Source organism: Embleya sp. NPDC056575 (assembly GCF_042793325.1).
In the GTDB taxonomy this organism is placed as follows: domain Bacteria; phylum Actinomycetota; class Actinomycetes; order Streptomycetales; family Streptomycetaceae; genus Embleya.
Genome location: NZ_JBHTVA010000027.1, coordinates 60035 through 85951, shown reverse-complemented (window position 1 = coordinate 85951; position 25917 = coordinate 60035). Strand labels below are relative to the sequence as shown.

General features: G+C 72.7%; 27 protein-coding genes. 14 read left to right on the top strand and 13 right to left on the bottom strand.

From position 1 onward, the window contains the following. Nucleotides 1-73: 73 nt before the first annotated feature. Nucleotides 74-946, bottom strand: a complete 873-nt coding sequence (locus tag ACFRCG_RS22400) for a spermidine synthase (RefSeq protein WP_380033983.1) — start codon at nt 944-946, stop codon at nt 74-76. 161 nt (nt 947-1107) lie between these two features. On the opposite strand from ACFRCG_RS22400, the gene ACFRCG_RS22395 reads away from it, so the two are divergent. The 3 genes from ACFRCG_RS22395 (at nt 1108) to ACFRCG_RS22385 (ending at nt 3323) form a co-directional block, all read left to right on the top strand. Further along, the gene (locus tag ACFRCG_RS22395) at nt 1108-1764 is read left to right on the top strand and encodes an MBL fold metallo-hydrolase (RefSeq protein WP_380033981.1); all 657 of its coding nucleotides are present in this window, start codon (nt 1108-1110) and stop codon (nt 1762-1764) included. 83 nt (nt 1765-1847) lie between these two features. After that, the gene (locus tag ACFRCG_RS22390; protein ID WP_126640013.1) at nt 1848-2237 is read left to right on the top strand and encodes a hypothetical protein; all 390 of its coding nucleotides are present in this window, start codon (nt 1848-1850) and stop codon (nt 2235-2237) included. A gap of 96 nt (nt 2238-2333) precedes the next feature. After that, nucleotides 2334-3323, top strand: coding sequence for a hypothetical protein (locus tag ACFRCG_RS22385; protein WP_380033979.1), 990 nt, complete (start codon nt 2334-2336; stop codon nt 3321-3323). On the opposite strand, the gene ACFRCG_RS22380 is transcribed toward ACFRCG_RS22385, so the two are convergent. Then, nucleotides 3289-4431: a winged helix DNA-binding domain-containing protein gene (locus ACFRCG_RS22380; protein WP_380033977.1), complete on the bottom strand. Its 1143-nt coding sequence runs from the start codon at nt 4429-4431 to the stop codon at nt 3289-3291. The two genes, ACFRCG_RS22385 and ACFRCG_RS22380, sit on opposite strands and share 35 nt — an antisense overlap. Nucleotides 4432-4546: 115 nt before the next feature. Here ACFRCG_RS22380 and ACFRCG_RS22375 point away from each other — a divergent pair, with 115 nt between their 5' ends. The 3 genes from ACFRCG_RS22375 to ACFRCG_RS22365 all read left to right on the top strand — a co-directional run bounded on the left by ACFRCG_RS22375 (nt 4547) and on the right by ACFRCG_RS22365 (nt 7612). Further along, entirely contained in the window at nt 4547-5131 is a 585-nt protein-coding gene (locus ACFRCG_RS22375; RefSeq protein ID WP_380033975.1) for a TetR/AcrR family transcriptional regulator, read from the top strand. Nucleotides 5132-5278: 147 nt separating this feature from the next. After that, nucleotides 5279-6778 (top strand): MFS transporter, encoded by a 1500-nt coding sequence (locus ACFRCG_RS22370; RefSeq protein ID WP_380033971.1) that lies wholly within the window; start codon nt 5279-5281, stop codon nt 6776-6778. 72 nt (nt 6779-6850) lie between these two features. Then, complete coding sequence (locus tag ACFRCG_RS22365; RefSeq protein ID WP_380033969.1) at nt 6851-7612, top strand: SDR family NAD(P)-dependent oxidoreductase; 762 nt, start codon at nt 6851-6853, stop codon at nt 7610-7612. A 102-nt stretch (nt 7613-7714) separates the two neighbouring features. On the opposite strand, the gene ACFRCG_RS22360 is transcribed toward ACFRCG_RS22365, so the two are convergent. Next, nucleotides 7715-8335: a TetR family transcriptional regulator gene (locus ACFRCG_RS22360; RefSeq protein ID WP_380033967.1), complete on the bottom strand. Its 621-nt coding sequence runs from the start codon at nt 8333-8335 to the stop codon at nt 7715-7717. A 133-nt stretch (nt 8336-8468) separates the two neighbouring features. Here ACFRCG_RS22360 and ACFRCG_RS22355 point away from each other — a divergent pair, with 133 nt between their 5' ends. Further along, nucleotides 8469-9419 carry a zinc-binding dehydrogenase gene (locus ACFRCG_RS22355; protein ID WP_380033965.1) on the top strand — a complete coding sequence of 317 codons (951 nt, stop codon included), beginning with the start codon at nt 8469-8471 and terminating at the stop codon, nt 9417-9419. A gap of 88 nt (nt 9420-9507) precedes the next feature. Here ACFRCG_RS22355 and ACFRCG_RS22350 read toward each other — a convergent pair whose 3' ends face one another. After that, nucleotides 9508-10320 (bottom strand): alpha/beta fold hydrolase, encoded by an 813-nt coding sequence (locus ACFRCG_RS22350; protein WP_380033963.1) that lies wholly within the window; start codon nt 10318-10320, stop codon nt 9508-9510. A 26-nt stretch (nt 10321-10346) separates the two neighbouring features. Beyond that, nucleotides 10347-11210 carry a helix-turn-helix domain-containing protein gene (locus ACFRCG_RS22345; protein ID WP_380033961.1) on the bottom strand — a complete coding sequence of 288 codons (864 nt, stop codon included), beginning with the start codon at nt 11208-11210 and terminating at the stop codon, nt 10347-10349. A gap of 145 nt (nt 11211-11355) precedes the next feature. Between ACFRCG_RS22345 and ACFRCG_RS22340 the strand changes: the two genes are divergently transcribed. Next, nucleotides 11356-11832 carry a VOC family protein gene (locus ACFRCG_RS22340; RefSeq protein ID WP_380033959.1) on the top strand — a complete coding sequence of 159 codons (477 nt, stop codon included), beginning with the start codon at nt 11356-11358 and terminating at the stop codon, nt 11830-11832. Between the two features lie 8 nt (nt 11833-11840). On the opposite strand, the gene ACFRCG_RS22335 is transcribed toward ACFRCG_RS22340, so the two are convergent. Then, on the bottom strand, nt 11841-12374 hold the full coding sequence (locus ACFRCG_RS22335) for a DUF6817 domain-containing protein (protein WP_380033957.1): 534 nt from the start codon (nt 12372-12374) through the stop codon (nt 11841-11843). A gap of 252 nt (nt 12375-12626) precedes the next feature. On the opposite strand from ACFRCG_RS22335, the gene ACFRCG_RS22330 reads away from it, so the two are divergent. Next, complete coding sequence (locus ACFRCG_RS22330) at nt 12627-13172, top strand: hypothetical protein (protein ID WP_380033956.1); 546 nt, start codon at nt 12627-12629, stop codon at nt 13170-13172. 210 nt (nt 13173-13382) lie between these two features. Here the strand turns inward: ACFRCG_RS22330 and ACFRCG_RS22325 are convergent, their stop codons facing one another. The 3 genes from ACFRCG_RS22325 to ACFRCG_RS22315 all read right to left on the bottom strand — a co-directional run bounded on the left by ACFRCG_RS22325 (nt 13383) and on the right by ACFRCG_RS22315 (nt 15910). Then, a complete protein-coding gene (locus ACFRCG_RS22325; RefSeq protein ID WP_380033954.1) occupies nt 13383-13805 on the bottom strand; it encodes a hypothetical protein in 423 nt (140 codons plus the stop codon). Nucleotides 13806-13976: 171 nt separating this feature from the next. Continuing rightward, the gene (locus tag ACFRCG_RS22320; protein WP_380001489.1) at nt 13977-14648 is read right to left on the bottom strand and encodes a response regulator; all 672 of its coding nucleotides are present in this window, start codon (nt 14646-14648) and stop codon (nt 13977-13979) included. After that, nucleotides 14645-15910: a sensor histidine kinase gene (locus ACFRCG_RS22315; RefSeq protein ID WP_380033952.1), complete on the bottom strand. Its 1266-nt coding sequence runs from the start codon at nt 15908-15910 to the stop codon at nt 14645-14647. Before ACFRCG_RS22315 ends, ACFRCG_RS22320 begins: the two co-directional genes overlap by 4 nt. Nucleotides 15911-16164: 254 nt before the next feature. Here ACFRCG_RS22315 and ACFRCG_RS22310 point away from each other — a divergent pair, with 254 nt between their 5' ends. Continuing rightward, on the top strand, nt 16165-16548 hold the full coding sequence (locus tag ACFRCG_RS22310) for a type II toxin-antitoxin system PemK/MazF family toxin (protein ID WP_380033950.1): 384 nt from the start codon (nt 16165-16167) through the stop codon (nt 16546-16548). Between the two features lie 25 nt (nt 16549-16573). Here the strand turns inward: ACFRCG_RS22310 and ACFRCG_RS22305 are convergent, their stop codons facing one another. Further along, nucleotides 16574-17437, bottom strand: coding sequence for a helix-turn-helix domain-containing protein (locus ACFRCG_RS22305; RefSeq protein WP_380033948.1), 864 nt, complete (start codon nt 17435-17437; stop codon nt 16574-16576). A 131-nt stretch (nt 17438-17568) separates the two neighbouring features. On the opposite strand from ACFRCG_RS22305, the gene ACFRCG_RS22300 reads away from it, so the two are divergent. After that, nucleotides 17569-18867, top strand: a complete 1299-nt coding sequence (locus ACFRCG_RS22300) for a cytochrome P450 (RefSeq protein WP_380033946.1) — start codon at nt 17569-17571, stop codon at nt 18865-18867. 60 nt (nt 18868-18927) lie between these two features. Here the strand turns inward: ACFRCG_RS22300 and ACFRCG_RS22295 are convergent, their stop codons facing one another. After that, nucleotides 18928-20346: an ATP-binding protein gene (locus ACFRCG_RS22295; RefSeq protein ID WP_380033944.1), complete on the bottom strand. Its 1419-nt coding sequence runs from the start codon at nt 20344-20346 to the stop codon at nt 18928-18930. Continuing rightward, a complete protein-coding gene (locus ACFRCG_RS22290; RefSeq protein ID WP_380033943.1) occupies nt 20343-22070 on the bottom strand; it encodes an FAD-dependent oxidoreductase in 1728 nt (575 codons plus the stop codon). Before ACFRCG_RS22290 ends, ACFRCG_RS22295 begins: the two co-directional genes overlap by 4 nt. A gap of 208 nt (nt 22071-22278) precedes the next feature. Here ACFRCG_RS22290 and ACFRCG_RS22285 point away from each other — a divergent pair, with 208 nt between their 5' ends. From ACFRCG_RS22285 to ACFRCG_RS22275, 3 genes are all read left to right on the top strand, one after another. Then, on the top strand, nt 22279-22476 hold the full coding sequence (locus tag ACFRCG_RS22285) for a hypothetical protein (RefSeq protein ID WP_380033941.1): 198 nt from the start codon (nt 22279-22281) through the stop codon (nt 22474-22476). A 106-nt stretch (nt 22477-22582) separates the two neighbouring features. After that, the gene (locus ACFRCG_RS22280) at nt 22583-23227 is read left to right on the top strand and encodes an ArsR/SmtB family transcription factor (protein WP_380033940.1); all 645 of its coding nucleotides are present in this window, start codon (nt 22583-22585) and stop codon (nt 23225-23227) included. Beyond that, nucleotides 23224-24504 carry an MFS transporter gene (locus ACFRCG_RS22275; protein WP_380033939.1) on the top strand — a complete coding sequence of 427 codons (1281 nt, stop codon included), beginning with the start codon at nt 23224-23226 and terminating at the stop codon, nt 24502-24504. The genes ACFRCG_RS22280 and ACFRCG_RS22275 overlap by 4 nt, the downstream gene beginning before the upstream one ends. A gap of 80 nt (nt 24505-24584) precedes the next feature. Here ACFRCG_RS22275 and ACFRCG_RS22270 read toward each other — a convergent pair whose 3' ends face one another. Beyond that, entirely contained in the window at nt 24585-25895 is a 1311-nt protein-coding gene (locus ACFRCG_RS22270) for a nitrate/nitrite transporter (RefSeq protein WP_380033937.1), read from the bottom strand. Between the last annotated feature and the right edge of the window lie 22 nt (nt 25896-25917).

Genomic DNA, 25917 nt, shown 5'->3' with positions numbered 1-25917 from the left:
ACCGACTACCGCCGCGAGCGACGGCGGCTTCCGGGCCTGAGCGGCTCCCGGGCCGGCCCGTGAACCGGATCCCTCACCCGATCCGGAACGTCCCCCCGGGCGGCGCCGGCGACGCCGTGGCCGTCTCGTCGGTGACCGGTGCCCCGTCCCGCGAGAACACCCGCGCCTCGATGCCGGACAACACCCGGGCCGGCATCTCGTCGCCCGCGGTCCGACGGGCCAGCGAGGACACCGGCAGCGGCGCCGTGGACGCGACCACGACAAGGTTGCCGAAGCGCCTGCCGCGCAGCACACCCGGCTCGGCCATCAGCGCCACCTCGGGGAACACCGAGCGCAGGGTGGCCACTTGCGCCCGGGCGAAGTCGAGGTCGCCGCCGTCGGCGATGTTGGCCGCGTACACTCCGCCCTGCCGCAGCACCCTGGCCACCTCAACGGCGAACTCGCGCGAGGTCAGGTGCGCGGGTACCTGCGCGCCGCCGAAGACGTCGGCGATGATCAGATCGGCCGAGTCGTCGGGTCGCGCGGTCAACTCCTCGCGGGCGTCGCCCGTACGGACGTCCACCGCCGCCCCGGCCGGCAGCGGCAGGTGTTCCAGGACCAGGGCCACCAGTTCGCCGTCGAGCTCGGCGACCGTCTGCAACGAGCCGGGCCGGGTGGCCGCGATGTAGCGGGGCAGGGTCAGCCCACCGCCGCCCAGGTGCAGCGCGGCGAGCGGTTCGCCCGGCGCGGCGGCCAGGTCGACGACATGCCCGAGCCGTCGGGTGTACTCGAATTCCAGGTGCTCGGGTTCGTCGAGATCCACGTACGACTGCGGCGAATCGTTCAATGTGAGCAACCACGCGCGGGGCCGGTCGATGTCGGGCATCAGCAACGCCGCGCCGAGATCGGTCGCCCGCCCCACCGGGATCGGCTCCGGGGCTTCCTGCTGATCCTGATCGTCGTACATGGATCGATTCTCTCGCAGCCGGGGTACCCTTCCCGCCGCGTGTCGGCCCCGCACTTGGCATGATCGACGACGGGCGCGGCAACAAGCGCCGGGGACGTATCACGATCGCGGCACCGACCGCGCGACCCACAGCAGACCCACCGACCCGGGAGGGCACAGCCATGCGATTCACCAAGCTCGGTCACGCGTGTGTACGTCTGGCCACGGCGCACGGCACCGTCGTGATCGACCCGGGGGCGCTCAGCGACCCCGACGCGATGGTCGGCGCGGACGTCGTCCTGATCACCCACGAGCACTTCGACCACGTGGTGCCCGAAACGCTACGGGCCGCCGCGGCGGCGAACCCGGATCTGGAGGTGTGGACCAACCCGGCCGTGGCCGCGCGATTCCCCGACCTGGCCGGGCGGATCCACCCGGTCACCCATGGCGACACGTTCGAGATCGGCGGCGCGCAGGGCGTGTCGGTGCACGTGTACGGCGAAAAGCACGCGGTGATCCACCGCGACATCGAGGTCATCGACAACGTCGGCTTCCTGATCGCGGGCGAGGTCTTCCACCCGGGTGACGCGCTCACCGTTCCGGAGGAGACCACGCCCACTCTCCTGGTCCCGGCCGGCGGGCCCTGGCTCGCGCTCCGCGACGCGGCCGACTTCATCCGGGAGGTGGATCCGGTCCGGGCCCTGCTGATCCACGACGGCGTGTTCAACGACACCGGGCTGGCCATGACCGAGCGCCTGCTGGGGCAACTCGCGGGCACCGACGGCCGCTCCGTACGACGCCCCGTCGACGGCGAGGGCATCGAGCTCGCGACGGGCTGACCCGAGCCCGATCGGCGTACCCGCTTCGTCGCGGCGCCGTCACACTCTGGTACCCGCCCGGGCCCGCCACTACCGTGACGAATATGACCGCCGACGACGGCAGACCCGAGAACCAATGGCCGGTACCCCCGCCGTGGATGTGGGGTTGCCCGGAGTGTGTGCGCCTGTACCACCGGATGAAACGGGTCCAGGAGGAGACCGACGAGCGACGCCGGAGCGGCGATCGCGGCGTCGATCACGACCCGCTGGACAGCATGATCGGATCCCGGATCCGCCTGGCCCGGCACCTGGTCACGGGCCACCGTGAGCATCTGCCGGACTGGACCCCGGGTTGCGAACGTTGCGCCTGGCACCATCGCATCCTGGACGCCGGCCCCGAACCCCACCATCCGGGCGGCGCCGCCGCGATGGTGGCCGCGGAGCATCGGGCCTTCCACCTGTTCGTCCCGCCCCGGGTGGTCGGGCTGATGTAGGCACCCGTCGCCGCGCCGTCCACCGGGGCCGCCGTAGGGTCGTGGGGTCACGGTGGGCGGGTCGCGGGTGGGGAGAGATCGACGGAGCACGGGCGCGTGGATCGGGGACGGGCCGCCGGGGACCGGGCCGAGGTGGAACCGGTCCTGGCGGGCGGGCACTTCGGGGCGGCGGGGCGGCGGCGGCGCGACGCCGCCGAGGCGTGGCGGTTGCGGGAGCACACCGCGCGACTGGTCGCCCTGGACACCCGGTTCGGTGCCGGGGAGCTGCTCGGGCCGGCGGTCCGCGCGGCCGACGCGGCGAGGCGGGCCGTTCCGGGCGCGGCCCCGTCCCGGGACCGGCTCGCCGCCGTGGCGGAGGCGGATCAGCTCGCCGGGTGGGCGGCCTACGACGCCGACCGGCACCCGCTCGCCCGACGGCTCACCACGCGGGCGGTACGGACCGCGCGCCTGGCGGGCGACCGCTCCGCCGAGCACTTCGCGCTGTCCCAGCTCGCGATGCAGGCCATCCACCTGCGCCGGCCCGACGTGGCGCTGCGCATCTGCGACGACGTGTTGCGGGACGAACTGCCGCCCGGCGTGCGCACGTTGTTCGTAATGCGCCGGGCCCGCGCGGTCAACCAGTACGGCGAGCACGCCGCGGCTCGCCGACTGATCGCCGAGACGTACGGCCGGTATCTCCAAGGTCCCGGCACCCGCGATCCGGCCTGGGCGTGGTGGCTGGACGCCGCCGAGATCACCTGGCACCACGCGATGACGCACGCCGACAACGGGGATTGGACGCGCGCGATCCCCCTGTTCGAGCAGGCCGCCGCGGGGCGGATCCCGGGCAGCCGCACCGCGCACAACGACCACGCGTACCTGCTGCACGCCTTCGCCCACACCCGCGCCTGGTCCGACGCCGCCGACCTGCTGACCACGCGCGTATTGCCGGCGCAGCCGGGCGTCTCGTCGGCCCGGATCACCCACCTCCTGGCCGACACCGCCCGGCTGTCGCACGTCCCGGGCCGCCGGTCGGCCGGCCGCGACCTGGCCCACGAACTGCGGGTCGGGCTCAGCCGAAGCGCACCTCGGTCGGGTGCGGTGTGACGAACGCGAGCAGCCGGGCCGCCTCCGCCTCCAGCGCCTCGCGCGAGGCGGCGTCGATCGGCCGGAACGGTCGCAGTTCGAGAACCAGCGGCGTCCCGGAGGCGGCGCCGGCGGCGACCGAACCGGCCGTCACCGGCTTGCCGCCTCGGGTGAGCCGCCAGATGCCCGCGACGAAACCGTCCACCAGGAACGTGGCGCGGACGATGCCGTTGACCGTGAACAGCCGCTTGCGGTCCGGCTCGGAGATGATCCGCGCACGTTCCGCGTGGGACAGCAGCGCGTTGTCGAACTCCGGCAGGAAGCGCGGCGGTACGGGCGTGTCCTCGGCCGGCAGCGGCGCGTCGGGGAGGTCGTACAACACCCGGCCCGCCTCGTCGCGGTGGACCACCAGGTTCGGCCGCAGCCGCTCGACCACCTCGCGCAGCCGGCCGAGGCCGGACCAGGCCTGCACGTCGGCAACGGTGGCCGGGCCGAACGCCGCCAGGTAGCGCAACACCATCGCGTCGGGCGCGGTGTCCGTACCGAGCGGGCGGCCGAGCCAGTGCTCGGCGGTGGTGCACGCGGACTGCCCGCCGCGCCCCCACAACGCGCGCGGCGGCACCTGGACCAGCGCCGCCTGACCGCGCAGCGCGTGCGCCAGCGCCGCCGGGTTCTCGTCGGGGAACCGTTCGCCGAGCGCGAGCCCGAGTTCCTTGGCGGTGAGCGCCCGCTCGACCATCAACTCGCGGCCGGCAGCGACGAGTTCGCCGACGTCGATGGTGGACTCGCCCAGCCCGTGCTGGGAGTTGCGGTACAGGTCCGCGTCGTAGATCGGCTGCACCACCGGCCGCAGCGCGAGGCAGTCGGCGGCCGTCACGAGGTGCACCGTGCCGCGCATCAGTCCGACCCGGACCACCCGACGATCGGTCAGCGCGTCGGCCAGGTCGGCGGGAGCGAACTCGGCGAGCCGGGTCCACAGCCCGACGTAGGGCGGATGCGGGGCCTGTGCCTGCATGCCGACCAGGTGGGTGATCGCCGCCTCGGCCGAGATCGACTGCCGCCGCGCCAACAACTGGCGTTCGAGCAGGGCGCGGTTGAGCCGACGGACGCTGAGTGTGGTGATCTCCATGCGCGCAGACTAGAAGCGAATGCGGTCGAAAGCTTGCCGCAATGTCCTCAGTGGCCGGCCCGTCGAGCGAATGCTTTCTTGACCACTCATTCTCGAATGCCCTAGAGTCACATCCGTGGCCAGGACCAAGGAATTCGATCCCGACGCCGCCTTGCAGTCCGCGCTCGAACTGTTTTGGGAGCGCGGCTACGAGGCGACCTCCATGGCGGACCTCGTGGCGCGCCTCGGCATCGCCCGGGCGAGCATCTACGCGACGTTCGGCAACAAGCACGACCTCTACCTCGCGGCGCTCGACCGCTACCGCGAGGCGCGCAACCCCGAGCTGTTCGAGGAGTTGTCCCAGCCTGGTCCGGTACTGCCGGCCGTACGGGCGCTGGTCGAGCGGTTCGCCCGTCAGGCGTCCGAGGAGCCGACCCGGCTGCGCGGTTGTTTCCTGACCAACACCGCCGCCGAACTGGCCGCGCACGACGCGGGCGCGGCGCGGATCGTCGAGTGGGGCTGGAATCAGATGGAGACCAATCTGACCCTCGCGCTCACCCGCGCCAGGGCCCAGGGCGAGCTGGGTCCGGACCGGGATCCGCAGGCCCTGGCCCGCTTCCTGCTGGTGGTCCTCCAGGGGATGCGCGTGGTCGGCAAGGCCGGCTCCGACGCGCACCGCCTGCGCGACGCGACGCGGCAGGCGCTGAGCCTGCTCGACTGATCCGGCGGGGCGCTCGCAGTCTCGTCGACACCGGGCGGACCCGCCCGCCGTGACGCACTCCGTCCCGCGATGCGGTGTGCCCTGCATCCTGCCCTCAATCAAGAACGATCGATCCGAAAAGACTGTCGGCAGCAAGGGGGAATCGGCGTGACGAGCATCGGGATCGGCAACAAACCCGACCGCGCGCTCGGCGGCTCGACCGACCGCGCGCCCGGTGCCGGGGGTGGCGGGGCCTCGACCGCCGGCGCCTTCGCGCTGCTCGGCACCGTGCAGGCCACGCTGATCTTCACGATCACCATCATCGGCGTGCCGCTGCCCGACATCGGCCGCGAGTTCGGTCTCGGTTCGGCCGATCTGGTGTTGCTCAGCGCCGCCTACGGGCTGCCGTTCAGCGGGTTGTTGCTGTTCGGCGGGCGGCTCGCGGACCGGTACGGCGGGCGCCCGATGTTCACCGCGGGCCTGGTCGTCTTCGGCCTGACCTCGGCGGTCGCCGCGTTCGCCCCGGGCTTCTCGGTTCTGGTCGCGGTGCGCTTCGGGCAGGGGCTCGGGGCGGCGCTCACCGCGCCCGCCGCGATGGCCGTGCTGCGCGCGGTACATCCCGAACCGGGCGCCTACCGGCGGGCGATGGCGACCTGGGGCGGCCTGTCCGTTTTGGGCGCCGCCACCGGCAACCTGGCCTCGGGCGTGCTCACCACGTGGGTGTCCTGGCGCTGGATGTTCGCCGTACCGGTCGCCGTCGCCGCGCTCGGTCTGGTGCTCACGCCCTCGCGGCTGCCCCGCCCGTCCGGGGCGGCGGCGCGGCGGCGCCCCGGCCTCGATCCGCTCGGCGCGGTCCTGGCCACGATCGGCATCACGCTCGCGGGCTACGGGCTGACCGTCACCGGCGAGCACGCCTGGACGTCGACCGTCGTCCTCCTCCCGCTCGGCGCCGGCGTGATCCTGCTCGCCGCGTTCCTGGCGGTCGAGCGCCGGGTGGCCGATCCGCTGCTGCCCCCGGGCTTCGTTCGTGATCGGCGCCGGATCCTCGGCCTGGTCGGGGTGTTGCTCGCGGCCACCGGTACGGGTTTGATCAGCTTCCTGATCTCGCTCTACCTCCAGCAGGAACACGGCTGGTCGCCGCTCGCGACGGCCGGCGCGTTCGTCCCGTTCACCGTCGCCCTGATCGGGGCGGGCCGGGCGGCCGGGCCGCTGATCGGGCGGTACGGTCCGGTCCGCGCCACCGTGGCCGGGCTGGTCGTGGGCGCCGCCGGGTTGCTCCTGCTCGCCCGGATCGACCACCCGAGCCGCTACGCCGTCGACCTGCTGCCCGGCCTGGTACTGCTCCCGATCGGCGCCGCGCTCGTGTTCGCGGGCACCGCCGTGCTGACCACCAGGGACGTACCCGCCCACCGGGCGGGCCTGGCCGGCGGCGTCCTCAACACCGCGATGGAACTCGGCCCCACCGTCGGCCTGGCCGCGCTGATGTCGGTGGCCGCCACGCGCACCGACCCGATCCGCGGTTACGCCTGGGCCTTCGGCACCGCCGGGGTCGTCTTCCTGCTGACCGCGGTGGCGGCGGCGGTCCTGGTCCGGGACGGGGGTCCGGACCGGGACCGGGGCCGGCAGCGGGACGGCGAGCAGGCCCGAGACCCCGACCGCGCCCCGTAGTCCACCACCGAATCCGACCATCCCCACCAAACCACCATCACCGCACCACCACACACCTCGGGAGACACCACCATGTCCGCACGTTTCACCGCCAAGACCGTCCTCGTCACCGGCGCCGGCTCCGGTGCCGGCCGGGCGATCGCGCTCGCCTTCGCCCGCGAGGGTGCCGCGGTCGTGGTCGCGGGCCGCGGCGCCGCGCCGCTGGAGGAGACCGTCCGGCTGATCGAGGCCGACGGCGGGCGCGGCGCGGCCGTCACCGCCGACGTGACCGACTCGGCGAGCGTGGCCGCGCTCGTCGCCCGCACCGTCGAACTCTTCGGCGGCCTCGACGTCGCGGTCAACAACGCCGGCGCGATCGTCGGCGTGGGCCCGCTCGCCGACCTCGACGAGGCCGACTTCCGGGCCACCCTCGACATCAACGTCACCGGCACGTGGTTGTCCATGAAGCACGAGATCGGCCACATGCGGGCCAACGGCGGCGGCGCGATCGTCAACATCTCGTCCAACCTCGGCGCGCACGGCCGACTGGCCAACCTCGGCGCCTACGTCACCTCGAAGGCCGCGGTCAGCGCACTCACCCGCAACGCCGCCCTCGACCACATCGGCGACGGCGTGCGCATCAACGCGGTCAGCCCCGGCCCGCTGGACACCTCGATGTCGCTGCGCAGCGGCGAGACCGAGGCCGAGCGGTCGGACCGGATGAAGGCGCAGAACCCGTCCGGCCGGGTCGGCGACCTCGCCGAACTCGCCGCCGCCGTGTTGTACCTGGCCTCGGACGAGGCGGGCTTCGCGGTGGGCACCGACCTGGTCCTGGACGGCGGCGCCACCGCCTGACCGGCGGATTCACCCGCGGGCGCCCAGCTCCCGGCCCGGCCGCCGTCCTCCGACGCGCGCCCGGGCCGGCTCGGCGTCTCGATGCCGGCGATCCCCCCGGGTTCAGGCGGAGGTCGTCGGGATCGCCAGTTCCAGACTCGCCGGGACCGCCGCGAAGGCCCGCTCCAGATGTCCGGCCAACCCCGGCCCGGCGCCCCGCGCGGTCCACTCCCGCTGCGCCCAGTGCCACGCCCCGAGCATCGTGTCGAGCGGCAGATGCAACAGGATCCGCTCCGGCGCGTTCGGACCGAGCCGGTCGGCGAGCGTATCCACGACCGCGTCGGTGGTGTCCGCGCAAAAGCGCAGGCTGAGCGCGTTCAGCGCGGGGGTGGCGTCGGCGATCCGCCGGCTGGCGGCGAAGCGGTCCGCCCAGTCCGCCGGCATGGCGCCGAGGGTCTCCGTGAGGGCGTCCTGATAGATCGTCAGGACGCGCCCCGCCAACGGGCGTTCGGCCAGGTCGGCGAGATAGGCGGTCCACAGCTCGCGCTCGGGGGCGAGGGCCACGTCCTCCTTGGACGCGAAGGTGCGAAAGAACGTGCGCTTGGAGACCTCCACCGCGCCGACGATCTCGTCGAGCGTCGTCGCGTCGAAGCCCTTGGTGGTGAACAACTCCAGGGCGGCCGCGGCCAACGCCTGCCGCGTGCGCAGCTTCTTGCGTTCCCGCAGCGGCAGTTCGGTGGTCATGATCCCACTCTACCCACACATGCCCATCGGTTGCCAAAGCCTCTTGTAAGCAAATGCCACTCAGTGGCACAGTGGCCGCGACGAGCCCTATCCCGGGCTCGGCAGTCCAGCCCGCACCAGTCTCGGAGCCACCATGCGCGCCCTTGTCATAGATCACGCCGTCGCGTCCCACCTCGCCCTCGCCGAGGTCCCCGACCCCGAGCCCGCGCCGGACGAGGCGCTGATTCGGGTCCGGTCGATCTCGATCAACGCGGGTGAGGTGCTCTTCGTCGTGCCGTCCGGGGCGAACGGCACGATCCCCGGCTGGGACGCGGCCGGCGTCGTGGAGCGCGCCGCCGCGGACGGGTCGGGCCCCGCGGTGGGCACCCCCGTGACCACGCTCGGCGGGGACGGCGCCTGGGCCGAACTGCGTGCCGTGCCGACGCGACAGTTGGGCGTGGTGCCCGCCGACCTGCCCATGGCGTCGGCCGCCGCACTACCCGTGGCGGCCCTGTCCGCCCTGCGCGCCCTGCGCCGGATGGGCCCGATCCTGGGTCGGCGCGTGCTGATCACCGGCGCGGGCGGCGGGGTGGGCCGGTTCGCCGTACAACTGGCCGCGCGCGGCGGCGCCGAGGTGGTCGCGGCCACCGGGGATCCGGCCCGGGTGGACGAACTGCGGGCGCTGGGCGCGGCCGAGGTGCTGACGGGCGGCCTGCCGTACGAGACGGCCCCCGTGTACGGCGTCCTGGACAACGTCGGCGGGCCGCACCTGACCGCCGCCCACGACCTGTTGGCCTCCGGCGGCACGCTCGTCGCGCTCGGCCATTCCACGGGCGAGGGCGAGCAGTTCGCGTTCGGCGCGCTGTTCGGCGACGCGGGCCGGCACAACCGCTCGATCGTCACCTATTTCCTGCTCGACGACCTCGCGGGCATCGACGCCGACCTCGCCTGGCTCGCCGCCCGAACCGCACACGGCGACCTCGACCCACAGATCGCGTGGCGCGGCTCCTGGACCGACATCGCGGAGGCGGCGACGCTGCTGAGCGACCGCAAACTCGGCGGCAAGGCGGTGTTGACCGTGACCGACGACTCCACGGCGGGGTGAGCAGACGCACATCGCGCGGGCCCCGCCGGGACGGGGCGAACCGTGTGGTCCCCCGCCCGGCAGGGCCCGCCCCGTCCGGATCGATCCGTCAGGCCACGTCCAGTACCTCGAACAACGCGTCGGCGAATTCGTCCGGGCGCATGATGTGGCCCACGTGGTCGGCCGGGAATTCGGTGAGTGGAAGATCCAGGCGCTCGGCGAGCACCGAGGCGGTGCGATACAGCGGGGTGTGTGCTCCCTCGTCGCCGGCCACCAGGCGCAGCGGCGCGCCGCGCAGTGCGGCGAGGTCGGCGTCGTAACGGGCGAAGGACCGGATTTCGTAGGCCAGGTTGAAGTCCACGTTGGCGAACACCCGGTCGAGCATCTCGCGCGCCGAGTCGGACAGTTCGGCCGGTTCCACGGGCGGGACGGACACGTCGAACAGCCGGATCAACTCCGCCGTCGCGGCCTCCCGTCCGCTGCGCAGGAAGAGGTCGTGGATCTCGTCGAAGGTCTCGCGCCAGTGCTTCGCATCGGGCAGCACACCGGGCAGGAACGGCTCGTGGGCGACCAACAGGCGGACCTGGTCGGGGTGTCGGGCCAGCAGGTCGAGCCCGATCGTGGCCCCGGTCCCGTTGCCGAAGACGGTCGCCGGTTCGTCGGTGAGGGCGGCCAGGAGGCGGTGCGCGTCGTCGGCGTGCTCCTCGATGCGCTGCTCGGTGGGCGGTTCGGTGAGTCGGCTGTGCGAGTTGCCGCGCCGGTCGTAGGTGACGACGGTGTGATGGGCCGCGAGTCGTTCGGCCAGGGTCGTGTACAGACCGGTGTCCGCGTTGCCGCCGCTGATCAGCAGCAGCACGGGCCCCGACCCGTGCACCTGGTAGTACAACTCGGCCCCGGGTACGGCCAGGGTGGCGGAATCCATGAGTTCTGCCTTCCCGTCGGAAGTCGCTACCCCTCCAAGCTACGGACCCCGAGTACGGCGTGTCCGCCGAATCCGGCTTCCGTTCCCACCCGGCCGGCCATGTGCGCGATCGTCTCGGCGTCGACGGGCGTGCCCACCAGCACCGTCGCGTCCGGCGCCTCGGCCGGTGTCAGCAGGGACATCGCGAACCGCGGCGACACGCCGCGGATCGGCCGGATCGCCACCGTCCTGGGCGCGAACACCCCGACCGCCCGGCAGTTCCACCATGCCGCCAAATCCGGTCGCGCCGAGCGCAGTTCGGCGGCGATCTCGGCGCCGCGCGGCTGTTCGGCGCGGGTGCGCAGGTGGCGCACCAGGTCGAGGGCGAGCGCCTCGTGCGCGGGGAAGCGCGCACGATACGCGGAGTCGGTCAGCAACATCGACAACAGGTTGCGGCGCCCGGTGGGCACCTCGGCCGGGTCCGGCGCGATCACCCGCCAGGCGTGGTTCCAGGCCACCAAGTCCAACGCGGGATCCAACACCAGCGCCGGACTGATCGGCCAGCCCTCGACCATCGCCCGCAGTGCGTCGACCGGCAGCGGGCCCGGTCCGGCCGGCACGTGGAAGCCGGCCAGTTCCAGGACGTGCCGGTGGGCGTCGGCGTCCAGGCGCAGCGTGCGCGCCACCGCCTCCAGCACGTGCCGCGAGGTGTCCACCCGGCCCTGCTCCAGCCACGTGTACCAGGCCACGCCCACCCCCGACAGCGCGGCGACCTCCTCGCGGCGCAACCCGGGGGTGCGGCGGCGCGGCGAGCGGGGCAGCCCGACGTCCTCGGGGGCGAGCAGTTCGCGGTGCGCGCGCAGGAACGCGCCCAACTCGTGCCGGTGACCGTGCTCGTCCCGAATGCCCATCGACCCAGCCTATGACCGCCGCTCACCGTACGAGCCGGAGCCTGGCTCGACGCCGGCGGCGGCGCGAGGGTGGCGGACGTACCGACGCACACCGCCGGGCGGCACCGCCGAGGGCCGCCGGCCATCCGCAAAGGAACCGTTCCCGATGACCGACACACCCGTCACCACCCCCGCGTGGACCGAGGGCGCGCCCACCGACCCCACCGCGGACATCATGTGGCGCCGCTCCAACGACTCATCCACGCTGACCACGCCGCGCGCGTTCATCCGCGTCTTCGTCGAGCCCGGCGGCCTGGAGGCGGCCGCCGGGTTCTACGAGGAACTCCAGGGCGTGGAGCGCGACATGTGGTTCACCTTCCGCGAGTTCGGCATCGCCCTCGCCGCGGTCGGCGGCTTCCTGCTGATCGAGGGCGAGCCGGCCACGGTGGAGCGGTTCCGCTCCACCACCGGCACCCTGCTGGTGCCCGAACTGGCGCCCTACCTCGACCGCCTGGCCGCGGCCGGGGCCGAGATCACCGAGCCGCCGCGCCGCGTCCCGACCGGATCCGGGTTCACCGCGCGGCACTCCGACGGCACCGTGGTGGAGTACGTCGAGCACCGTCCGACGGCGGACGGCCGCTGATTCGTCCGCTACCGGGTGTGCGCGGCGCGGTCGCCGAGCACCCGCTCGCACTCGTCTTGGGCGGCGGCGCTGAGCAGGGGGCGAAAACCCGCCAACAGGTCCCGGAGGTCCGCGCCGTAGCGGTCGCGGGCCTCCGGGCTGACCCGGACGATGTCGAGTTCGTTGGCCGCGGTCAGTTCGGCGAAGTCGCGGCGTTCGGCCTCGGCGGGCAGGTAGGTCCGGCCGGTGAAGCGGTCCCGGAACGGGCCGTCGACCAGGGTGGGGTGGCCGGCGGCCCGGTCGCAGCTCGCGTAGAAGTAGACGATGCGCTCGGCGTCCACCCCGATCCGGCCGGCCAGTTCCGCGCGGCGGTCCAGCGGGAGCAGTTGGGGGGCGAAGCCGTCCGTGCCGTAGAACGCGTGACACAGGCCGGCCGTACGCAGTACCGGTCGCGCGCCCCAGGAGTCGAGCAGCGCCTCGACCCGGGTCAGGTGGGCCAGCAGGGTTCCGCCGGGATGTTCGATGCGGTCCGCGCCGAGCATCCGGATGTAGTCGACGATCATGTGCACCCCTTGCCATGTAATGGGTCGGCGCCGGCTGTCCGGTGGCCGCCCGATGACCTCGGGGCAAACGATAGCGCTGACGGACCGTCAGATCACAGCACCGCGGTCATACACATTGCGAGGGGGCTCCCGGGTCGCGTCCCACGACGCCTCGGACGATCGACCTGCCGGGAATGCCTGCGCGGGCGTCCGCTTTGTGGATAGGGATGGATCGGAAGCGGTAACGAACGAACGAGTACGGAGATCTGCATCGTGGGACCCGATCAGTTCTGTCTGGTGTTGTTGCGACGCATGGGCGATTACCAGCCCGATCTGGTCGCCGATGCCGTCCGCGAGTTGGAGTTCACCCGGGCCCGGATGCGCGAGGTGAACGCGCAGTGGCAGCGCATGGTGCGCAGCCGGGCGGTCGGCGGCCCCGGGCGCGCCTATCGGGCCGCACTCGGCGAACCGCACGGACGCACCCAACGAGCGATCGGGGATCTCACCGCCGAGGCGCAGTGGTGGACGTTGCCGCTGTGGCCGGAGTTGCGTTTCGAGGTCCTGACCGGCCCCGACGGGCGGGTCTGGCAGGAGTGGCTGGTCCGCGCCGACCCCGCCACGACCCCGCCCGCCGAGACGGTGGCGGACCTGCGCCCCTGGGACTTCGTGATCGCGGACGTCGCCGCGGCCTTCCCGGCCCTGCGCCACACCGAGGGCTCCGCGCCCGGTCGCTGGGCGAGCGTGATCACCGAGAACGGCGTCGAGCACCGCGTCGACTTCACCTGGGGCCTGCTCCAGAACGTCACCCGCCTCGACTGAGCGGGTGCCCCGCCGCGCCGGCGCCGGCGCGTGTCTTCGAACTCCCGTCGGGCTCCGCGGCGTGAGCGCGGCGGGGAGCCCGCAGGGCGGATGCCGTGCATCGGCGTGCCGGAGAAGCGGGTGCACAGTGGTTCCATTCGCCTGTTTCTCCGGGGCGGCGAGGTGCGGTGCCGGGCGTCGTGGAGCTCGGCGGGAGTTCGAAGACACGCGCTAGAGGCGCGGGAGGCGCATCCGGGTGAGGCGGCCGCCCTCCACGGGGGCGGCGTCCGTGGTGCGCACGGCCAGGGAGCGGTAGGTGCCGGGGACCGTGGCCACCCAGAAGCGGTCGGCGAAGATCGTCGCGGGGGCCTGGAGCACGAAGCGGCCTCGGCGGAACTCGACCCGCGGCGGCACACCGTCGTCGGGCAGCACGCCCCACGCCAGCGCCCAGGCCGGCTCGCGGCGGGCCGAGCGCAGCGCGCCGCGCAGCAGCGTCGGCGCCAGGGTGGACCCGGCCACCGCCACGTCGATCAGGCGGTAGCCCGCGTATACCTCCAGCGCCGGGCGGCCCCGCGAGCCCCGGCCCACGCGCATCGTGCAGTCGCTGAGCCGCAGATACAGTTCGGCGGTCGTGTGCTGCATAACGTCGCTCATGGCGCCCCCGTTCGAAGCCCCCGACGGGTCAGTCCCCTCGGGCCACACCAGGATTCGCCTTCGGGGTACTTCGCCGCATCGGCTGTACGAACCGTTTCCGCATCACCGTCTACTCCCCCTGTAGGACGGAGTTTGCGCTCGTGACTCCCCCGAACGAGCGAGGCGCGCGATTCAGGCGGCGCCCGGCACGGCCAGCCCGGTCTCGTAGGCACAGATCACCGCGTGCACCCGGTCGCGCAGGCCGAGCTTGCCCAGGATGCTGCTGACGTGCGTCTTGACCGTATGTTCGCTGACCACGAGGGCCTCGGCGATCTCCGCGTTGGACATCCCGAGGGCCAGACAGCGCATCGTCTCCCGCTCGCGCGTGGTCAACACGGCCAACCGCTCGGAGGGTTGGGGCTGCTGCTCCGTACGGGGTAGTCGGCGCGTGTAGTCGGCGATCAGTCGCCGGGTCACCGACGGCGCGAGCAGCGCCTCGCCGCTCGCCACCATGCGCACCGCGTGCACCAGGTCGTCGCGTCGTACGTCCTTGAGCAGGAACCCGGCCGCGCCCGCGTAGAGCGCGTCGTAGACGTACTCGTCGACGTCGAACGTGGTCAGCATGACGATCCGACACGCCGGCGCCTCGGCGGAGACCACCCGGGCCGCCTCGATGCCGTCCATCCGCGGCATCCGGATGTCCAGGAGCAGTACATCGGGCCGGTGCGCGCGCACCGCCTCGATCGCCGCCACCCCGTCGCCCGCCTCGGCCACCACCGAGATGTCGGACTGCGCGTCCAGGATCATCGCGAAGCCGCTGCGCACCAGTCCCTGGTCGTCGGCGACCACCACCTTGATCGTCATCGCACCATCCGCGTCACGTCGAGCGGGATGCGCAGCGCGACCTCGAACCCGGGCCCGGTCACCCGCGGTCCGACCACCACACTGCCCCCGCACGCGCTGGCCCGCTCCCGGATGCCGATCAGCCCGTGGCCCCCGCCCGGACGCGGCCGACCGCCCCGCCCGTCGTCGGTGATGGTGATCCCCATCGTCTCCTCACCCCATTCGAGTCGTACGGTCACCGTCGTGGCCCGCGCGTGCCGAACCGCGTTGGTCAGCGCCTCCTGGACCACACGGTACGCGGCGATCTCCGCGTCGGAGCGCAGCGGTCGACGCTCGCCGACGCTCTCGTACACCACCTTCAGATCGGTCCGCCCGACCTCGGCGACCAGGTCGGCGATATTGGCCACGGTGGGCTGCGGCGCCCGGGCCCCGGCCTCCGCGTCGTCCTTGAGCGTGCCCAGGATGCGCCGGAGTTGGACCATCGCGTCGCGCCCGGCGTCGGCGATCGCGTCGAACGCCGCCTCCGCGCGGGCCGGATCGCTGCGCACCACCACCGGCCCGGCCTCCGCCTGCACGGTCATCAGGCTCACCGCGTGCGCCAGGATGTCGTGCATGTCGCGGGCGATCCTGGCCCGTTCGCGGGCGGCGGCCCGGGCCACCTCGGCGTCGGCGCGGCGGATCTCCAGGTCGCGCTCGTGCTCCAGGCGCCGGGTGCGCTCCTCGATCTCGGCGATGTAGGCGGTGCGGTGCCGGGTGGCCAGCCCGAAGGCGGCGGCGGCGGTCATGGTCAGGATGTCCAAGGTCGCCTGTTGCGGCGGCTGGCCCTTGACGAATTCCACCATCAGCGTGATCGGCAGGGTGAGCACCGCGACGGCGATCCGCTCCCAGCGCCGCCCGAGCGAGAAGACCGTGTAGATGGCGATCGTCATGCCGAACTGGAAGGACTGGCCCGGCCGATGGTGCAGCGAGGCCGGCACCGCGAACAGCGCGACCACGCACGCGACCACGAACGGTTGTCTGCGCCGCCAGATCAGCGGGATCGCGGTCCCGCTGAGCAGGAGGAACCCGAGCCGGTACGGCGAGCGCAGGTAGATCAGGAACGGCAGCGACACCAGGAACTGCACCAGCAGCGCGATCATGACGTCGAGCAGTCGCGGATCGATCCGCCGCATCAGGTCGCGGGTGTGCCGGGCTCGATCGCGGACGTGCCGGTCGGCGTCGCGCGCGGCGAGGTGATCGACGCAGGGGTGATCGGCGTCGTGCGCGGCGAGGTGGTCGGACATACGGCGTACTCCTGGGTGGGCGTCCCCGACAGTGTCGCGGTTGCGCGTTCGGCGGCGCTTCGCTCTCGCGGGGGATCTGCCCACCCGGAGTGGGGGGCGCGGCGGGGCCGCTCCGGTAACGATCGAATCCGTGCGCCGGCGGCGAACGCGCGCCCGGTTGGCGGTTCGGGTGCGGTCGCGTCTGGTACGACTGGGGGCATGGCTACCGGCAACCGCTTCGTCCCCGACGGCGACCGTTCGACGCCGGCGGCCCGGTGCGGCCGGCCGGCGGGTGCGGTCGCGCGCACTTTCGGCCGCCGAAAGAGAGCGGGGGCGCGGCCGTGCGGCCACTGAGGCGGGGTCAGGTGTGGACGATTCCCACCGTCGGCCGTGAACGCACCTTCATGATCGTGCAGAACGACCACGTCGCCGCGCTGCATCCGGGCGCGGCGTTGTGCGCGCTGGTGGACACGATCGGCGACCGCCGCGAGTCGCTGGTCACGGTGCGGATCACCAGCCCGGTCGAGGGTGTGGTGCTCGCTCCGGACCTGTATACGTCACGGCATCACCGCTTCGAGCAGGGCACGTATCTGGGCGACGTCGGGCCGGAGGAAATGGAGCAGGTGGACGTGGCGTTGCGGGCCGTTCTGGGGTTGTGAACAGGCGGGGCGCCTGGTGGGCCGGTCAAGGAAGGGTCGGGCCGGCGGCCGACAGGCGCTCCGCCGCGGCGCGCAACTCGGTGATGTAGACGCGGCGTTCGCTCGGGCCGACGGCGGGCCGCAGCGGGCCGATCTGGAGTTCGTGGGTGGGCCGACCGTGCGCGTCCCGTACCGGCGCGGCCAGATGGCTCAGCGGCAGCGTGCGATCCGAGGTCAACTCCGCGTCGGTGTAGGCGTGTGCGCTGATCGCGGCGAGTTGGTCGAGCACCCGGGCGCGCAGTTCGGCCCGTCCGGGGTGCTCGTCCAACAGGCCCACCACGTCCCGCAGTACGGGCAACAGCTCGGCCGAGTCGCGGCGCGGTCGCCACGCGGCCACGCCGTGCGCGCGGACCGTGTCCAGCACCGGGGCCGACTCGGGTGCGCGTGCGAGCCAGGCGGTACGTTCGGCAGCCGGCCGCCAGGGCATCACCGCGGCGCCGGCGGGCGGGCGCAGCGGCAACCGGGTGCCCACCTCGATCCCGGCCGGCATCCGACCCGGTCCCGGCTCGACCGCGACGAAGACCACCTGATCGACGCCGACCAGTGACAGGGCCACCCCGCATCCGACCCGCGTCGCGAGTTCGGCCAACACCTCCGCCGCGGCGGCCGGCAGCCCCACCCGGGCCCGGACCGCGTCGGCGACGGCGAGCAGTCCGACGCCGAGCGTGTACAGCCGATCCGGCCCGCGCAGCACCCAGCCGGGCGCCTCCAGGGCGGCGAGCACCGCGGTCGCGGTGGACCGGTTCAGGTCGAGCCGGGCCGCCACCTCGGACACGCTCAACCCGCGCGGCGCGGCGGCCAGCAACTCGACGACGGCCACGACCCGTTCGGTGGGCGGTGACGCGGCCATGGGCACCCCTTGCTCCGGTCGGACGGCATCCCTAGAGTCTACGAATATACGTCACCCTGACGACGAATATTCGTCAGTCCATCGCACCGACGGGCTGCCGTCGTCGCCGGGGCTTCGGCCGAGGAGGCTGGATGACCCGAGGAATCGAGGCCGACGAAACGGCGGGGGCCGCGCGGGCGGCGACCGCGCCCGGCGCCCCGGCACGGCCACGCACCCCCGCACCCGTCGACCCGTTCGACCCCCGCGCGCCCTTCGACATCGAAGGCCACGACTTCGCCTTCGACGACATCCCCGACCTGCACGGCGTGCTCGCCGCCGCGCGGGCGCGCAAGCCGTACGCCGTCGTGCCGTTCCTGGGGACCAGGGCGCTGCTGTTGCTGACCCACGACCTGGTGAGCGCCGCGTTCAGGGACGAGGAGGCGTTTCCCGCGTCCGCGATCTACGCCGCCACCACCGAACCCGTGCTCGGCCACACCATCCAGTGCATGCGCGGCGCGGAGCACCGGATCAACCGCAAGCTCGTGGTGCCCGCCTTTCGGCGTCGGGTGGTCACCGAGCAGGTCGAGGCGATCCTGGAACCGCTCGCCCACGAGCTGGTCGACGGTTTCGCGGCGCGCGGCGAGGCCGATCTGGTCGCCGAGTTCACCCACGGCTACCCGGTCCGGGTGATCACCCGGCTGCTCGGACTGCCGATGGACGACGAGGACCGCTTCCGGCGCTGGGCGGTCGACCTGTTCCACTTCCCGATGGCGCCGGAGGCGGCCGCGCGCGCGTCCCGCGAGTTCACCGCGTACGTGACGCCGATCGTCGCGCGTCGGCGGCGGGATCCCGGCGACGACCTGCTCTCCACCCTCGCGCACACCGAGGCGGAGGGGCGTCGGCTCACCGACGAGGAGATCCTGTCCTTCCTGCGGCTGCTCTTCCCGGCCGGCGCCGACACCACGTATCTGGGCCTGGGCAACGCCCTGTTCGCCCTGCTCACCCATCCCGAGCAGTTGTCCCGGACACTCGCGGACCCGGATACCGAACTCGAGTGGGTGGTCGAGGAGGCGCTGCGCTGGGAGCCGCCGGTGGGCCTGCTGCCGAGGATGTGCCCCACTCCGGTATCCGACTGGCAGGGCCTCGGCCTCGACATCCCGGCGCAGACCCCGCTGATCTTCGCGATCACCGCCGCGAATCGGGACCCGGCCCGCCATCGCGATCCCGACGTGTTCGACCTCGGCCGCCGGGCGCGCGCCACGCTCGCCTTCGGCGACGGGCCGCACGTATGCCTGGGCACGTGGTTGGCGCTCGCCGAGATCCGAGCCGCCCTGAAGGTTCTCCTCGAACGCCTGCCGGCACTGCGACTCACCGCACCAGCCCGGGTGCGCGGCCTGCTCGGCACGGCGCTACGCGGCCCGGAGTCCCTACCGGTGCGATTCGGGCGCTGAACCGGCGCGCACCCGTGCCCTGTCGGCCGGCAACAGGCGACGTGGTGCGGCCGGCGTGCGCTATCGCGGCAGGGTGATGCGGAAGGTGGTGCGGCCCGGTTCGGAGTCGACGGTGAGCGTGCCGTCGTGGCGTTGCACGATGATGCGGTACGAGATGTCGAGGCCCAGGCCGGTGCCCTCGCCCAGGGCCTTGGTGGTGAAGAACGGTTCGAAGATCCGGTCCTGGATGTCGGGCGCTATGCCGGGGCCGCTGTCCTCGATCTCGACCACCACCGACGCGGTGTCGGCGCGGGCGCGCAGGGTCAGCGTGCCCTTGCCGCCCATCGCGTCGGCGGCGTTGTCGATCAGGTTGGTCCACACCTGGTTCAACTCGGCCGGATACGCCTGGATCCTGGGCAGGTCCTCGGCGTACTCGCGCTCGACCCGGATGTCGCGCAGCGGGCCGGCCAGCATGGCCACCGTGCTGTCCAGGCCCTTGCGCAGGTCGGTCTCCTGGTACGGGGCCCGGTCCATCTGGGTGTACTGCCCGGCGGCGGCGAGCAGATCGGTGATCCGGCCCAGCGCGTCGGCGACCTCGTCGAGCAGCGCCTCGCCCTCGAGGTTGGCCGCGAGCCAGGTCAGTCCGGGGCGCGCCGCCGCCCCGAGCGCCGCGCCCGCGTCCCGGGCCCAGTCCTCGTACAGGCCGACGCTGACGAACGACGGCGCCGTCTCGTACGCGTCCGGCAGGTCCAAGTCCTCGAAGATCTCCGCCACTTCGTCGGTCCGGTCGGCGAACTCCAGCGGGCGCAGCCGAGGCGGCTCCACCTCCCGCCGGGCCAACACCTCGGCCTGGAGCCGGTCCAGCGCCTCCAGCGCGTCGACGGCGGCGCCGCAGCGGGCCAGTTCGGCCCGGGCCCGGCGCAACTCCCCCAGCCGGGTACGCAGGTTCGCCGCGGCCCGCTCGGCCGCCGCGGCCGGGTTGCCCAGTTCGTGGGTGAGCCCGGCGGTGAGCGTGCCGAGCGCGACCATGCGCTCGCGCTGCCCGACCGCCGAACCGGTCCGGCGCCCGCCCAGGAACATGCCCGCGACCAGGTGCGCGGCCATCGGGAACCACTCGGTGAAGGCCTGCGCCAACTGGGCGGCCGGCAGCACGAAGAAGGTCGAATCGACGTGTGTGCGCGCGGTATTGCCGTACGCGTGCACCGCCGGGGTCGCGCCCTCGCCGTCCAGGGCCAGTGCCGCGCCGACGTAGGCGCCGCGCATCGACGAGCGGTGCACCTCCAACTCGCCGCCGCGCACCGTGCGGTTCATCGTGACCTCGCCGGTGAGCAGCACGAAGAAGCACTCGCCGGGATCGCCCTCGTGGTAGAGCGTGGTGTTCGCCGGGAACGCCTTGACCTTGCCGTGCGCGCACAGCCAGTTCAGGTGTTCGTCGGGCAACTTCTCGAACAGGAACAGGGTGCGCAGTTCCTCCGGCGGCAACACGTCGCACACGCTCATCGTGATCCCTCCGTCGCCGGGGTGCGGGTGTCGGCCGGGGTCGGCGCGTCGCCCGGCTTCCGGGTGTCCAGGGTGTCCAGATAGCGGTGCACGAGCATCACCGTCATCGCGCCCTCCCCGACCGCCGAGGCGACCCGCTTGACCGAGGCCGCGCGCGAGTCGCCGGCGGCGAACACCCCGGGCACCGCCGTCTCCTGGACGAACGGCGGGCGGCTCCAGCCGTCGAGTTCGCCGTCGCAGTCGTCGAGCAGTTCGCCGCCGGTGAGGATGTAGCCGTCCCGGTCGCGCCGCACGCCGCTGCCGTCCAGCCACCCGGTGCGCGGGCTGGCGCCGATGAAGACGAACAACCACGACGCGGGCACGGTCTCCTCCGTGCCCGAGTCCCGGTCGCGCAGGGTGAGTTCGCGCAGGCGCCCGGTGCCGTGCGCCCGGGAGACCTCGGTACGGACCCGGACCTCGACGTTGGGGATCTGCTCCAACTGCTCGATCAGGTAGTGCGACATGGACGCCTCCAGACCCGCGCCGCGCACCAGGATGATCACCCGGCGGGCGTAGCGGGAGAAGAACACCGCCGCCTGCCCGGCCGAGTTGGCCGCGCCGACGATGTACACGTCCTGGTCGCGGGTGTCGGGCCCGGTGGTCAGGGCGGCGCCGTAGTACACGCCGCGGTCGGTCAAATCGGCCAGGCCCGGCGCGTCCAGGGTGCGGTAGGACACCCCGGTGGCGAGCACGACCGCGTGTCCGCGGGCGACGACGTCGCCGTCGCAGGAGATGGTGCGCACGTCGCCGTCCACGTGCAGGCCGGTCACGTCGCGCGTACTGACTATCTCCGCGCCGAACTTGAGCGCCTGCCGGCGGGCGCGGCCGATGAACTGCGAGCCGGAGATGCCGTCGGGGAAGCCGAGGTAGTTCTCGATCCGCGAACTCTGCCCGGCCTGTCCCCCGGTGGCCTGGCGCTCCACGAGCAGCGTGCGCAGCCCCTCGCTCGCCGCGTACACCGCGGCCCCCAGCCCGGCCGGGCCGCCGCCGACGATCACCACGTCGTACAGGTCGTCGGACGCGGTCACCGACAGGCCCACGTACTCGGCCAGTTCGCCCTTGGACGGGCCGCGCAGCACGGTCGAGTCGGGGGCGATCACCACCGGCACGTCGGCCTCGGTGGTGCCGGTCTCGCGCAGCAGCCGGCGCGCCTCGGCCTGGCCGACGTCGTACCAGCGGTACGGCACGCCGTTGTTGGCGAGGAAGTCGCGCAGCTCGAACGACGGCGCGGAAAAGCGCGCGCCGATCACCGTGGCCCAGCTCTCGTCCGGCACCGGCGCGGTCTCCCACGCGGTGATCAGCGAGTCGAGCACGGGGTAGAGCCGTTCCTCCGGTGGATCCCACGGCTTGAGCAGGTAATGGTCGATGTCGACGTCGTTGATCGCCCGGATCGCGGCCCCGGTGTCCGCGTAGGCGGTGAGCAGCACCCGTTTCGCGCGTGGGTACCGGTGTGCGGCCTGTTCCAGGAAGGCCACGCCGTCCATCTGCGGCATGCGCTGGTCGGCGATCAGCACCGCGACCTGCTCGCCGCGCTCGTGCAGCTCGGCCAGCGCCTCCAGGGCCTGTGCACCGGATTCGGCGCGGACGATCCGGTGCCGATCGCCGTACTGTCGCCGCAGGTCGCGGGCCACCGCACGGGAAACGGCCGGGTCGTCGTCGACGGTCAGCAGGACGGGCTTGTCCACGGTGTTCCTCACGGGCCTGGAGTGGTGCACAAAAGGGGACCACTGCCCGGTACCGGCCTCGACCATGCGCCGGGCAGCGCGTGCGCCACGTTATCCCGTATCCGAAATCCGCAGCCGGGGAGTTCGGGGCCGGCCCCGGCGGCGACACCTTCGGCGAAGTCGGGCGCTTTGCCTGTCGGTCCACCACGAAGATGCCTAACGTGGCGCTATGTCCGAGAATCGACGCCGCCCGCAGCGCGAGACCGTACAGGCCCTCGTCGGGGTGACGGTGATCGTGATCGGCCTGCTGGTGACCCTCGTCCTGCACCTGACCCACGACTCGCACGCCCCGGAGCCCAGCCCGAGCCCGCTCCCGACCGCCACCGCACCGCCGGCGTCCCGGTCGGCGGCGGCGGCCGGACATTAGCCCCGGCGTCGAGGCAGCCGGTGCCGGCCCAAAATTCACAGAGACTTCTCTGCAAAAGATGCAGAGAACCCTTTGCAGAGAACTCTCTGCGTAATACCGTGGACATGTGAACGACTCCCGCCGGCGGATCGACGCCCGCAGCCTGCGCGCCCTCGCCCACCCCCTACGCATGCGCCTGCTCGAAATGTTGCGCCTCGACGGCCCCTCGACCGGGACCCACCTGGCCGCCCGCGTCGGCGAGAGCACCGGGACGGTCAGCTGGCACCTGCGCCACCTCGCCGAACACGACTTCATCGAGGACGTGCCCGAGCGCGGCACCCGGCGCGAGCGCTGGTGGCGTGCCGTGGTCGACCCGCGCGACCTGCACACCAGCGAGTTTCGCCAGGACCCCGAGGCCCGGGGCGCGCTCGACGTCTACATGCGCGAGTCCTTCCGGCAGCAGGGCGAACGCCTGCTCGAGTCGTTCACCGACGCCGACGAGATGGGCCCCGAGTGGGTGCGCGCCCGCACCGTCTCGGACTGGAGCGGCGTGCGCCTGACCGCCGAACAGCTGGCCGACCTCAACCGCCGGGTCGTCGAACTGGTCCACGAGGCCACCCGCGGCCCGGAGCAACCGGGCGCCGCCACGGTCGTACTCCAGTACCAGTCCTTCCCGCGCCGGCCGAAGGACGCCACGGCGTCGGCCGATCCGAGCGAAACCACCGAAGCCGAAGCCGATCCCCCCTCCGAACCCGACGAGGACCCCTCATGAGCGGCCTGCTGCACCGCCACCGCGACTTCCGCCTGCTGTGGTTCGGCGAGACCACCGGCAAGTTCGGCGCGTCCGTGACCGGTGTGGCGATGCCGCTGATCGCGATCTCGACCCTGGACGCGAGCACCTTCGAGATCGGCCTGCTCGGCGCGGCGGCCTGGCTGCCGTGGTTGCTGATCGGTCTGCCGGTCGGCGTCTGGGTGGACCGGATGGCCCGCCGCCCGATCATGCTCGCCGCCGCCGCGACCTCGTGTGCCCTGTTCCTGGCGGTACCCCTGGCACACCGGGCGGGCCTGCTGAGTATCGGTGTGCTGCTCGCCATCACGCTGGCGACGGGGGTGTCCGCGGTGTTCTTCCAGACCGCGTACACCGCCTACCTGCCCGGCATCCTGCTCCCCGCCGACCAGGCCGAGGGCAACAGCAAGCTGCACGGCAGCGCGTCCGCGGCGCAGATCGCCGGGGTCGGCGCGGGCGGCCTGATCGCGCAGCTCGCGGGCGCCGTGAACGGCATGTTCGTCAACGCCGGCACGTTCCTGACCTCGTTCGTCTGCCTGTTCCGCATCCGCCACCGCGAGCCCGAGTCGAAGCCGGCGCCCGAGGAGCGCACCGAGCGCTCGCTGATCGGCGAGATCGGCGAGGGCCTGCGCCTGGTCGCGCACGACCCCTGGCTGCGCGTGTTCGCCCTCTTCGGCGGCGTGTCCAACCTGGGTCTGGTCGGCCTCCAGTCGCTGCAACTGGTGTTCCTGATCCGCACGGTCGGCGTCGACGAGGGCCTGGCCGGCGCGCTGATCGCGGGCGGCGCCGTCGGCGGCGTGGCGGGCGCGTTCGTCTCCCGCAGGGTGTCCTCCCGGATCGGCACCGCCCGTGCGTTCCTCGTCTTCGAGCCCGGCGTGTCGAGCCTGGTCCTGCTCATCCCCCTGACCACCGCCGGCCCGGGTCTGACCGTGTTCGTCTGCGGCTCGTTCGCGATGTCGGCGGGGGTGGTGGCGAGCAATGTGATCAAGTCGAGCTTCCAACAGCGATACTGCCCACCGCGGTTGCTCGGCCGGATCACCGCGAGCATGCAGTTCGTCAACTACGGCACCATCCCGCTCGGCGCGGTCCTGGCCGGCGCGCTGGGTTCGGCGTTCGGGGTCCGTCCCGCCCTGTGGGTGATGGCCGCGGTCATTTCGGCCTCCGGCCTGATCCTGATCCTGTCCCCGGTGGGCCGCTGCCGCGACCTGCCGACCACCGTGCGAGCCGTCGCCGTGTCCAAGGCGCCGCGCACGGTGGCCTGACCCGCCGGCGCGGACCGACGGGGCGGCCGACACCGGGAGTTCCCGGCGTTCGACCGCCCCGCGGTGGCACGGGATCCGGATCAGATCCGCACGGACCGACGCCCCGCCGATCGCAGGTACACCGCCCAGGTCAGCAGCAGGCAAAACGCGTAGTAACCCAGGAACGCCAGATAGGCGGCGTCCCCGCGCCCGGAATTCAGAAACGACTCGCGAAACGCGATGTTGACCAGCACCCCGCCCAACGCGCCGACCGCTCCCGCGATCCCCATCAACGCCCCCGAAGCGCGCCGCGCGGCCGGTCCCGGACCGAGCCTGGCCGCGAAAATCGCGGGGATCATCTTGTACGCCGAGCCGTTGCCCAAACCGCTGAAGACGAACAGCAGCACGAATCCGGTCAGGAACAGAGCGAGCGATTCCTGCCGCGAGGCGAGGTAGACCACGAACGCGGCGCCGGCCATCGCGACGAAATTCCAGAACGTCACCCGCGCCCCGCCCCACCGGTCGGCGAGCAATCCGCCGACCGGACGCACCAGCGACCCGAGCAGCGGTCCGAGAAAGGTCAGACAGGCGGCCTTGACCGGCGTCGCGAACTCGGCGTGGAACTGCACCTGCAATACCTGCCCGAAGGCGAAACCGAATCCGATGAACGACCCGAACGTGCCGATATACAGCAGCGACATCACCCACGTGTGCGGATCCCGGGTCACCTCCCGCATCGCGCCCTTGTCGTTGCGCAAGGACGGGAGGTTGTCCATGTACCGCGCGGAGAGCACCGCGGCGAGCACGATCAGCGGGATGTACACCGCGAGCAGCAGCCGAGGATGCTCGGCGCCGGCCGTGGCCAGCACGGCCAGCCCGACCAGTTGCACGGCGGGCACTCCGAGGTTGCCGCCACCGGCGTTGACCCCCAGTGCCCACCCCTTCAACCGCTGCGGGTAGAACGCGTTGATATTGGCCATCGACGAGGCGAAGTTGCCGCCCCCGACGCCGGCCACCGCCGAGACCAAAAGCAGCGTGCGATACGAGACACCGGGCTCCAGAACGATCGCGATGGAAATCGTCGGCGCCAGCAACAACAGCGCGCTCGCCACGGTCCAGTTCCGCCCGCCGAAACGAGCGACGGCGAAGGTGTAGGGAATCCGCATCGCCGCGCCGACGAGCGTCGGTACGGCGGTCAGCGTGAACTTCCGCGCGGGGTCGAACCCGTACTCGGGCCCGAGGAAGAGCACGATGACCGACCACAAACTCCATACGGAGAAGCCGATATGCTCCGACAGCACCGAGAACACCAGGTTGCGCCGGGCGATTCGAGCGCCCACCCGATCCCAGAACGCCTCGTCCTCGGGCCGCCAGTCGTCGAGCGGCCGATCGCTCCGGGCCGGTGCGCTCACGGTTGTCGTCGTTGTCGTCACG